This window comes from Collimonas sp. (assembly GCF_044339385.1).
GTDB lineage: Bacteria > Pseudomonadota > Gammaproteobacteria > Burkholderiales > Burkholderiaceae_D > Collimonas.
In genome coordinates this window covers 1-9,835 of record NZ_JBIIVN010000097.1, presented here as the reverse complement: position 1 = coordinate 9,835, position 9,835 = coordinate 1, and the positions used below count along the sequence as shown (strand labels likewise).

The 9,835-nt window shown below is 56.2% G+C and carries 8 protein-coding genes and 1 pseudogene; 5 read left to right on the top strand and 4 right to left on the bottom strand.

Annotation, left to right across the window (positions count from 1 at the left end):
• Nucleotides 1–164 precede the first annotated feature (164 nt).
• The gene (locus ACIQ0R_RS08370) at nucleotides 165–1,127 is read right to left on the bottom strand and encodes an NAD-dependent epimerase/dehydratase family protein (RefSeq protein WP_395826129.1); all 963 of its coding nucleotides are present in this window, start codon (nucleotides 1,125–1,127) and stop codon (nucleotides 165–167) included.
• A gap of 10 nt (nucleotides 1,128–1,137) precedes the next feature.
• Nucleotides 1,138–2,346, bottom strand: a complete 1,209-nt coding sequence (gene kbl, locus ACIQ0R_RS08365) for a glycine C-acetyltransferase (protein ID WP_395826127.1) — start codon at nucleotides 2,344–2,346, stop codon at nucleotides 1,138–1,140.
• 114 nt (nucleotides 2,347–2,460) lie between these two features.
• Here kbl and ACIQ0R_RS08360 point away from each other — a divergent pair, with 114 nt between their 5' ends.
• Complete coding sequence (locus tag ACIQ0R_RS08360) at nucleotides 2,461–3,042, top strand: helix-turn-helix domain-containing protein (protein ID WP_395826125.1); 582 nt, start codon at nucleotides 2,461–2,463, stop codon at nucleotides 3,040–3,042.
• A gap of 80 nt (nucleotides 3,043–3,122) precedes the next feature.
• Here the strand turns inward: ACIQ0R_RS08360 and ACIQ0R_RS08355 are convergent, their stop codons facing one another.
• A complete protein-coding gene (locus ACIQ0R_RS08355) occupies nucleotides 3,123–3,599 on the bottom strand; it encodes a glycine zipper 2TM domain-containing protein (RefSeq protein ID WP_395826123.1) in 477 nt (158 codons plus the stop codon).
• Between the two features lie 191 nt (nucleotides 3,600–3,790).
• Complete coding sequence (locus ACIQ0R_RS08350; protein WP_395826121.1) at nucleotides 3,791–4,540, bottom strand: SDR family oxidoreductase; 750 nt, start codon at nucleotides 4,538–4,540, stop codon at nucleotides 3,791–3,793.
• 221 nt (nucleotides 4,541–4,761) lie between these two features.
• Here ACIQ0R_RS08350 and ACIQ0R_RS08345 point away from each other — a divergent pair.
• From ACIQ0R_RS08345 to pstS, 4 genes and pseudogenes are all read left to right on the top strand, one after another.
• Nucleotides 4,762–5,242: pseudogene (locus ACIQ0R_RS08345) on the top strand (DNA-deoxyinosine glycosylase).
• Nucleotides 5,243–5,333: 91 nt separating this feature from the next.
• Nucleotides 5,334–6,185, top strand: coding sequence for a spermidine synthase (locus ACIQ0R_RS08340; RefSeq protein ID WP_395826119.1), 852 nt, complete (start codon nucleotides 5,334–5,336; stop codon nucleotides 6,183–6,185).
• A gap of 44 nt (nucleotides 6,186–6,229) precedes the next feature.
• Nucleotides 6,230–8,011: a GspE/PulE family protein gene (locus ACIQ0R_RS08335; RefSeq protein ID WP_395826117.1), complete on the top strand. Its 1,782-nt coding sequence runs from the start codon at nucleotides 6,230–6,232 to the stop codon at nucleotides 8,009–8,011.
• A 488-nt stretch (nucleotides 8,012–8,499) separates the two neighbouring features.
• Nucleotides 8,500–9,435: a phosphate ABC transporter substrate-binding protein PstS gene (gene pstS / locus ACIQ0R_RS08330; RefSeq protein ID WP_395826115.1), complete on the top strand. Its 936-nt coding sequence runs from the start codon at nucleotides 8,500–8,502 to the stop codon at nucleotides 9,433–9,435.
• Nucleotides 9,436–9,835 lie beyond the last annotated feature (400 nt).

Below are 9,835 nucleotides of genomic sequence, written 5' to 3'. Positions count from 1 at the left end.
TATGCGCTATATGCGCTATATGCGCTATATGCGCTATATGCGCTATATGCGCTATATGCGCTATATGCGCTATATGCGCTATATGCGCTATATGCGCTATATGCGCTATATGCGCTATATGCGCTATATGCGCTATGTGAGCGATACACCCAGCGTTCTCTATCTTAAGCCGCTTTTCCTTGCGCCGCCGGCTGCGCGGCAGCTAAATGCGTCAGCATGTCGTCAACCATCTCGACCAAGCTGTAAGCAGGCGCCCATGACCACTCTGCGCGCGCCCTGGCATCGTCAATCGAGCGCGGCCAGGCATCGGCGATCGCTTGCCGGAAATCCGGCTGATAGCGCATCTCGAAAGCCGGATAACGGTGCCGGATAATGTCTGCCAGTTCGCCCGGCGAAAAACTCCAGGCCGCGAGATTATAAGAACCGACTACCTTGAGTTGCGCCTTTGGTGCGCTCATCAATTCGATGGTGGCACGCACCGCATCCGGCATATACATCATCGGCAGCGTGCTGTCGACATCTAAGAAGCTGGTGTAATTATTGCCCGCAGCTGCTGCAAACAAAGCCTGGATTGCGTAATCGGTGGTACCGCCGCCAGGTTCGGTCGAATAGCTGATGAGGCCCGGATAACGCAAGCTGCGGATGTCCATGCCGTATTTCTCGGCGTACCAGGCGCACCAGTGTTCGCCGGCCAGTTTGGAGATACCGTAGACGGTTTTAGGGTCCATGGCGCCAACCTGCGGCGCATTATCGCGCGGGGTTGGGGGGCCAAAGGCAGCGATGGAACTAGGCCAAAATACTTTAGACAACTTCGCTTGCCGCGCCACCTCAAGCACGTTCAGCAGGCCGCTCATGTTGAGGTTCCATGCCCACTCCGGATGCTCTTCGCCGCGGGCCGACAACGCTGCCGCCAGGTGGTAGATTTCGCCGATATCGTGCTGCGTTACCACCTCAGCCAAGCGCTTGGCATCGGTTACATCCAATCTCTCGTAGGATAACTGCGGGTGGCGTCCTTGCGGCTGGATATCGCTTGTCACAACCTGGTGAGTGCCATGCAATTTGACGAGCGCCGTCGTCAGTTCGGTGCCGATCTGGCCGTTGGCGCCGATTACCAATATCTTTTTCATTTTTCTCTCTTTAGTTCTTCAGCAGGCCGAGCTCCTCGCCTGCTTGCCGGAAAATTGCCACCGCGCGTTGCAACGTCGCTTCATCGTGCACCGCCGACATCTGCACCCTAATCCGCGCCTGTCCTTGCGGCACCACCGGATAGAAAAAGCCGGCAGCGTACACGCCCAGTTCGTATAGGCGGCGCGACAGCTTTTGCGCCACCACCGCGTCGTACACCATCAGCGGCACGATCGGATGCGTGCCCGGTTTGATGTCGAACCCGGCTTCGGTGATCGCCTTGCGGAAGTACACCGTGTTGCGCTCCAGACGGTCGCGCAGCTCGGTCGATGCTTCCAGCAGATTCAACGCTTCAATTGAAGCGCCGACGATGGCGGGCATCAACGTGTTCGAAAACAAATACGGCCGCGAACGCTGCCGCAGCAGTTCGATCACTTCGCGCCTGCCGGCTGTGAAGCCACCGCTGGCACCGCCCAGCGCCTTGCCAAGGGTACCGGTGATGACATCGACCTTGCCAAAAATGTCGCGCGCCTCGTGCGTACCGCGACCGCGATCACCCATGAAACCGGTAGCGTGGCAATCGTCGACGCCGAGCAGCGCGTCGTATTTGTCGCACAGCTGGCGGATTTCGCCAAGTTGCGCGATGGTGCCATCCATCGAAAACACGCCGTCGGTGAACACCATCGCAAAGCGCGCATTATCGGCCCGAGCCTGTTTCAAACAGCGCTCCAGATCGGCCATATCGTTGTGCGCGTAACGGTAGCGTTTGGCCTTGCATAAACGGATGCCGTCGATGATCGAAGCATGGTTGAGCGAATCGCTGATGATCGCGTCCTGCTCGCCCAGTAACGGCTCGAACAAACCACCGTTGGCGTCGAACGCAGCGGCGTACAAGATGCAATCCTCGGTACCGAGAAAGCGCGCCAGGCGCTGCTCAAGCTCGCGGTGGATATCCTGCGTGCCACAAATGAAACGTACCGAACTCATGCCGAAGCCATGTGAATCGAGTGCGGCATGGGCCGCCTTGATCAGGGCCGGGTGCGACGACAGGCCGAGATAGTTGTTGGCGCACAAGTTGATCAATTCACCGTTTTCGGTGTCGATCTTGCCGCCTTGCGGGCCAAGGATCAGACGTTCGGACTTCAACAAACCGGCAGCCTGGATGGCAGTCAATTCACTGTGAATATGGGAGTAAAAGCCCGGAGAACTGTTTTGCGTCATGGTCGGCCTCAATCTTATATAATATACCGTCCGATATTTGGTATATCGAACAAGAATTCCACGATAATGCACAAAACAAACGCTGTCAACCAGATGGCCAGCAATTCAGGAAATATGGCGGACAACAATTCAGAAGATGCACCACCCAAGGTCGGCGACACACTGGTCCGGTTGCGCCAGGCCGACGGACTGTCGCTGGACGCGTTGTCCAAGCGTGCCGGCGTCTCCAAATCCATGCTATCGCAAATCGAAAGAAACCAGGCAAACCCAACGGTTGCGGTGGTGTGGCGGCTGGCGAATGCGCTCGGCGTGCCGATTTCGTTGCTGGTCGACGGCAATCAAGCCGCACCAGCCTCAATCGAAACCTTACCCAGCCATGCGACGCCATCGTTGCGTTCACGCGACGGCCATTGCGTGCTGCGGATTCTCGGCCCGATTGAACTAGCAGGGCAGTTTGAGTGGTATGAGTTATCTGTGGAGCCTGGCGGCTGCCTCGATTCGGATGCCCACGAACCGGCTTCGCGCGAGCACTTAACCGTGCTATCAGGCACGCTGGAAGTGCAAAGCGGCACTAACTTAACGAAAATAAAAGTGGGCGAAACGGCGAGATATGCTGCGGACCGCCCGCATTACATTGAGAATGTCGGCAAGAGCACGGCCACGGCCCTGCTTGTAGTGATTCACAACGGATCCTAATCTCAACACGCAACAAGGACCGGGAAGACATCCTTCAGTCCCAGTCCTTGCGCTTACTGACGGCGAGCCGCCTTGCGTGCTTAGTGTGTTACCCGGGTAATGCCGCCCGACGACAACAAGCGCACGCGGTCGCCAACCTTGAATTGCTCATCGGCATCTTGAGTGATCGCACGCAATTCGCCGTTGCTCAGGCGCACGGTAATTTCCAGCCCTTGACTCTTGCTCAGATTACTTTCTACCTGATTGCCAACTATCCCGCCTAGCACCGCGCCGACAACCCCGGCAGCCAGCGAACCGTTGCCGCTACCGATGGTGGAACCGGCAGCGACTGCGCCAATCGCTCCGCCAGCCAATGTGCCGGCATTGCCACCGCTTTTCTTGTCGATAGTCACCGGACGCACTGAATCAACAATGGCCATACGTACAGTTTGCTCACCTTGGGCCTGGCTGCTGCTATATACGCTTGCCGAATTAGACGGGAAAGCACAGCCCGTTAATGCAATAACGGCAACCACTGCAACCATCGCAATCAAATTCTTCTTTATTGGCAACTTCATATACATGCTCTCCTATAGGAAATGGCTGACGATACGGAAACCAGCGGAGGTGCCAGGTGATCCATAACGCAGCGGTAAAGTGTTATGAGACGAGCCTGATTTTTCAGGGCAACGATCTATTTTAACAACATTTCTCAATGTCTTTAATGTTTTGACAAAATACGAGCGCAAGCAAACCGCAATCCGGCCGCTTAACGACCGCCGGCGACATCGATACAGGACCCGGTCGAATATGAGGCAGCATCGGACCACAGCCAGATAATTGCTTCGGCCACTTCTTCAGCACTGCCGCCGCGTCGCATCGGCACGCTGTCCTTGATACGGTCGACCCGGCCAGGCTCGCCACCGCTGGCATGGATATCGGTATAAATCACGCCGGGCCGGACAGCGTTGACCCGGATGCCCTGATCGGCGACTTCTTTCGCCAGGCCGACGGTCATCGCATCGATGGCCCCCTTGGACGCCGCGTAATCGACATATTCGCCAGGCCCGCCAAGCTTTGCCGCCATTGACGACAGGTTGACGATGGCGCCGCCGTGACCACCGAACTTGGTCGACATGCGCCGTACCGCCTCCCGTGCGCATAGAAAACTGCCGATGATATTAGTGGTCAAGATGCGTTGCAGGCGCGCCACGTCCATCTCTTCAACCCGCATCCGCGGTTCTAGAATTCCGGCGTTGTTGACCAGCGCGGTCAACCGGCCAAGTTCGGCATCCACCGTCTGGAACAGTTTGAGTACGTCGGCCTCGAGCGCGACATCGCCTGCGACGGCCAGCGCCTCGCCGCCTGCCGCACGGATCGTATCAACCACGGCTTGCGCCGCGGCCTGGTTATGCACATAGTTGACGCACACGGCATAGCCACGGGCAGCGGCCAGTTGCGCGGTTGCGGCGCCGATGCCACGGCTGACACCGGTAACGATAACAACTGGTTTCGACATGTGTTTGCTCCTTTTTCGTTAATTTTTTTGGTTGGCGATGCATGAAGTTTCTAGCGCCATTTTAGGGCCAATCGCGGCCAATAAGGATTTGCCAGTTGTACACAGACAAAAACCCGATGTCCACGTATCACTTGCGTGGATAATGAACACTTGCCTAAACTATCCGGCTTGCTGCGCCATCGCTACTATATCGCCACCCCACCGCTACCCCACCGCTACCAATGACCACCACCGCAGCGCCTGCCGCACAAATAGGATTTCCACCGGTGATCGATGCCGATACCCGCCTCCTGATTCTGGGCAGCTTCCCCCGGCGTGGCTTCGCTCAGTATCCGGCAATACTACGGCCATCCGCGCAATCAGTTCTGGCCGCTGCTTTCTGCAGTACTTGGGGATGATCTGGTCGGACTGCCCTACGCCGACCAGCTGGCGTGCTTGCAATCGCATCGGATCGGCTTGTGGGACGTGATAGCAGGCTGTGAGCGGGCTGGCAGCCTCGATAGTGCCATCCGTAATGCGCAAGCCAACCAGTTCGGTCTGCTGCGCCAGCGTTGCCCGCACCTGGCAAGAGTTTGTTTCAATGGCAAAACTTCCGGCAAATTTGCGCCGCAGTTTACCGCCGCCGGCTACGACACGCTGGTGCTACCCTCCTCGTCACCGGCTAACGCACAGACAACATTTACGCAAAAATTAGCGCTATGACGCGGTATCATTGCCTAATGTAACTTATTTGTTATTTCGTTTTCAGGGTGCCGCCTCACCCGACTTTATTTGCCGCTTACCTATCCAACTAATGCTGATCAAACGCAAATCCATCGAAGCCGATGCCAATCGTATGGCAGGGCCGCGCAAAACCGGCGCGCCCAAACGCACCGAGGCGGTGCGCAAGGATGCCCCCAAACCGCCGCGCAAACCCAAGTTCGCGCCCGTCACCCTGTCCGAACAGGACGGCGTACGTTACCTGCATTTCGGCACCGAGTGGGTGCAGGGCGCAATGCGCATCCGCAAACCGGATTGGCCTGAGCTCGAATATGCGCAACAGATGATGGCCTGGATGCTGTTCAATCCTCAGCCGCAACATATCGTGCAACTAGGCCTGGGTACGGCAGCGCTGACCAAGTTCAGTTATCGCCAGTTTCCGGCAGCCCGCGTGACCGCCGTAGAATTGAATCCGTCGGTGCTGGCGATTTGTGCCTCGATGTTCAAATTGCCGCCTGACGATGAACGTCTGTCGGTACTGGAAATGGATGCGATGGATTATGTGCCGGACCAGAATCATGCCGCCAGCATTGATGCCTTACAGGTGGACTTATACGACGCCACCGCACGCGGCCCGGTCCTCGACACGCCCGAATTCTACAGTGCCTGCGCGGCCTGCCTGACCGATGACGGCATCATGACCGTGAACCTGTTCGGCGACCATCCGAGCTATGCCAAGAACCTCAAAGCGATGCGCTTCGCTTTCGCCGATGTCTGGTGTCTGCCCGAAGTTCATGAGGGCAACGTCATCGCCATAGCGTTCAAGCGCAAGCGGCAGATCGATTTCAGCGCATTATACGAACGTAGCGCCGAAATTACCGCTGCCACCAAACTGCCCGCCAAATCCTGGGTCAACGGCTTGAAAACCTGGCATGCGGCGCAGTAGCGGCATTCGCCTCCCGACCAACCCCTGACCAAACGCCCACAGCAATGAATAATGCGCCTACCAAGACCCTCGATCTGCAACAGGTTTTTACCTGGCTGCTGAACGACGGCACGGTTGACAAAGCCGAGGTCAAAACCTTCTACACGCAGGCCCTGGGAATCTTCCGTAACGCGCCGGTGGCAATCCATCCGCTCACTGCAGTAGCGCAATGCAAACGGCAGTCGGCACTGCCGCCGCACCGCGTGATTACGCTTGAATGGCTTACCGAGTGGCTGGCGCGCCAGGTAAAATTGCCGTTCTACCGAATCGATCCACTCAAGATCGACTTTACCCGAGTCGCCGATGTGATGTCGGCCAGCTATGCCACGCGTTTCAATATCCTGCCGGTGGAGCTGACGCCGACTGAACTGGTGATTGCCACCGCCGAGCCTTTCCGCACCGAATGGCAGGCCGAAATCGCCAAGATCACGCGCCGCCATATCCGTTTGGTGATTTCCAATCCGCTCGATATAGCACAGTACATCGCGCAGTTTTTTACGCTTGCCAAGTCCATCAAAAGCGCGCATAAATCGAGTGGCCAGGAACTGGCGCTGCGCAACAATTTCGAGCAACTGGTCGAGCTGGGCAAGAGCAACAAACAAGTCGACGCCAACGATCAGCACATCGTCAATATCGTCGACTGGCTCTGGCAATACGCTTTTGAGCAGCGCGCCTCCGATATCCATATGGAACCCAAGCGCGATTTCAGCGCAATCCGCTTCCGCATTGACGGCGTGCTGCATCAGGTCTATCAGGTGCCGGCAGTGGTGATGATCGCCATGACCGCTCGCATCAAGCTACTGGGGCGGATGGACATCATCGAAAAGCGTCGCCCGCAAGATGGCCGGATCAAAACCCGTACCGCTGGCGGCCAGGAAATCGAACTGCGCCTCTCTACCCTGCCTACCGCGTTCGGCGAGAAACTGGTGATGCGAATTTTCGATCCAGATGTGGTGGTCAAGACCCTGCCCGAACTTGGCTTCCCGCCGGACGACGCGATGCGCTGGGACGACCTGACCAAGCGCCCGCACGGCATCATCCTGGTGACCGGCCCTACCGGTTCCGGCAAGACCACCACGCTCTACACCACACTCAAAGCGCTGGCCACCTCCGAGGTCAATGTCTGCTCGGTGGAGGATCCGATCGAAATGGTGGAGCCGTCATTCAACCAGATGCAGGTCAACCACGGCATCGACCTGAACTTCGCCGATGGCGTGCGCGCGCTGATGCGGCAGGACCCCGACATCATCATGGCGGGCGAAATCCGTGACCTGGAAACCGCTGAAATGGCGATCCAGGCAGCCCTCACCGGCCACCTGGTGCTGTCGACGCTACACACCAACGATGCGCCCTCGGCGGTAATGCGGTTATTGGAATTAGGTGTCCCCTACTACCTGCTGGAAACCACACTAATCGGCATCATGGCGCAGCGCCTGGTACGCACGCTGTGCACGCACTGCAAGAGTCCCGATGGTGAGATTGCCGACGATATTTGGGCCACGCTGATTGAAAACTGGAGCGTGCCCAAGCCGGACAAGGTATATCATCCGGTTGGTTGCCCTGAGTGCCGTCAAACCGGCTATCGCGGCCGCACCGGCTTGTACGAATTGCTGAGCGTCACGCAGCCGTTCTCTAAGCTGATCCAGAGCGAAACCGACATCCACGCACTCCGGCAACAAAGTTTCGCCGACGGCATGAAACCGTTGCGGCTGGCCGGTGCCTTAAAGATTATCGAAGGCGTAACCACTGCCGACGAGGTTCTCAAAGTGACATCTGCGCTTACCTGAGCTGAAAGCAGTGCAAGGACACTGGGATTAGCGCAAAGACAGTATCCGGCCACAGCATTTTCGCTACCCCAAAGGTGGCCATAAACTATCCACCGACATGGTTCCGCACTTTATGTCTTGCGATCTACGCCGCCCTTCTGCAAGCTCGGCTACAAGCCCTGCCAGCGGCCGACTCCAAAAATTGCAACAAGGTTATTTTTTTTGCAATTTTTATCGAATTACATTTAATAAAATGATGCTTGATTACCCACTGCCAACGCAATGCGGGCACAATTGCGCCCTGTATTTTTGAAACTCGATTGTTGGCCAAAATAAAAACCCAAAACCGCCGTTATCCAGTGACTCACTCCGGATTATTTATTTATATTGCATAGGTTAAAAATGTTGAAATACGTTGCTGTACTCTTCTGCGCTTTCGGGCTCAACGCAGCCCAGGCTATCGACATCAACGGCGCCGGCTCCACGGCGGCAGCCCCGCTGTATCTGAAATGGCAGCAAGCCTACACAAAAAAACCGGGAACAAGCTTGCCTATGAAGCCATAGGCTCGTCTGGCGGGATCAAGAAGATCAAGGAAAACGCCACCGATTTCGGTGCCAGCGATGCCCCGATGTCGACAGCGGATCTGAAGAAATTTAATTTGCTCGACTTCCCCACGGTGATTTCCGGCGCGGTACCCATCATCAACCTGCCGGGCATCAAGGACGGCGAATTGCGCCTGACCGCCGATCTGGTCATCGGCATGTACTCCGGCAAAATAGAGAAGTGGAACGACCCCGCCATCATCAAGGAAAATCCGAAACTGGCGCTGCCCAATTTGCGCATCGTGCCGCTGGCGCGCGCTGACGGCTCGGGCACAACATTCACGCTGACCGACTACTTCAGCCGCGTTAATCCAGAATGGAAGCAGCAATACGGCAACAACTTCATCATCCCCTGGCATGCCGATGTCAAAACCATCAAGGGCTCGGCCGATCTGGTCGCAATGTTGAAGAAAACACCCAGGGCAATCGGCTATGCGGAATACGCTTACGTACTCGAAAACAACCTGAACTACGCGCAACTCAAGAACCGCGACGGCCAGTACGTCCACCCGAACGCCTTGTCATTCAAATCTGCGCTGACCAACAGCAACTGGCGCAATTCCGGCAACTTCGAGGAAATGCTGACTGACAAACCCGGCTCAGGAAGCTGGCCAATCACCGGTGCCACGTATGTATACGTACCGCGCGTCACCAGCCAGCCGGAACGCACCGCCGCCGTGCTTCAGTTCTTCACCTGGACTTTCATTGAAGGCGACGAAATTGCCAACAGCCTTGATTACATCCGTCTGCCGGACAACGTTCAGGCCCGCGTCGTGCACGAAATATCCAAAGTCGTCGACACCACAGGTAAGCGCCTTTCGGTGCCGGTTTTGTTGAAGTAAACCTGAGCCAAGGATGATTGTTACCAATCATCCCTATGATCACGAAGATTCCCCGCGAGCGTGGCTGAGCAGTTAATCCAAGGTGAAATTCTCAGAGGATCCTAGAATCCGTGATTCCAGGCGCGATTCGCTCTTTTCACGGCGGGGAACACGCGGTAACCACCCTTCCGATAATAACGATACAGCTTCAAAAAAGTTCTCATGTCGGCACTCTGGCTTTAAAAATGATGGATCAATCCGCTAATTTGTCGAATTACTCTAAACTGGATAACAAGCCCCAAATACAATTCGATTTTCACCAAGTCGTGTGACAAAAACTGAGCTTCCCCCGAAATTTAGTCTTCCATAGGTAACGTAAAATCAACGATCCTTTGGAAAGACCAGCAATGAAGAAGATACC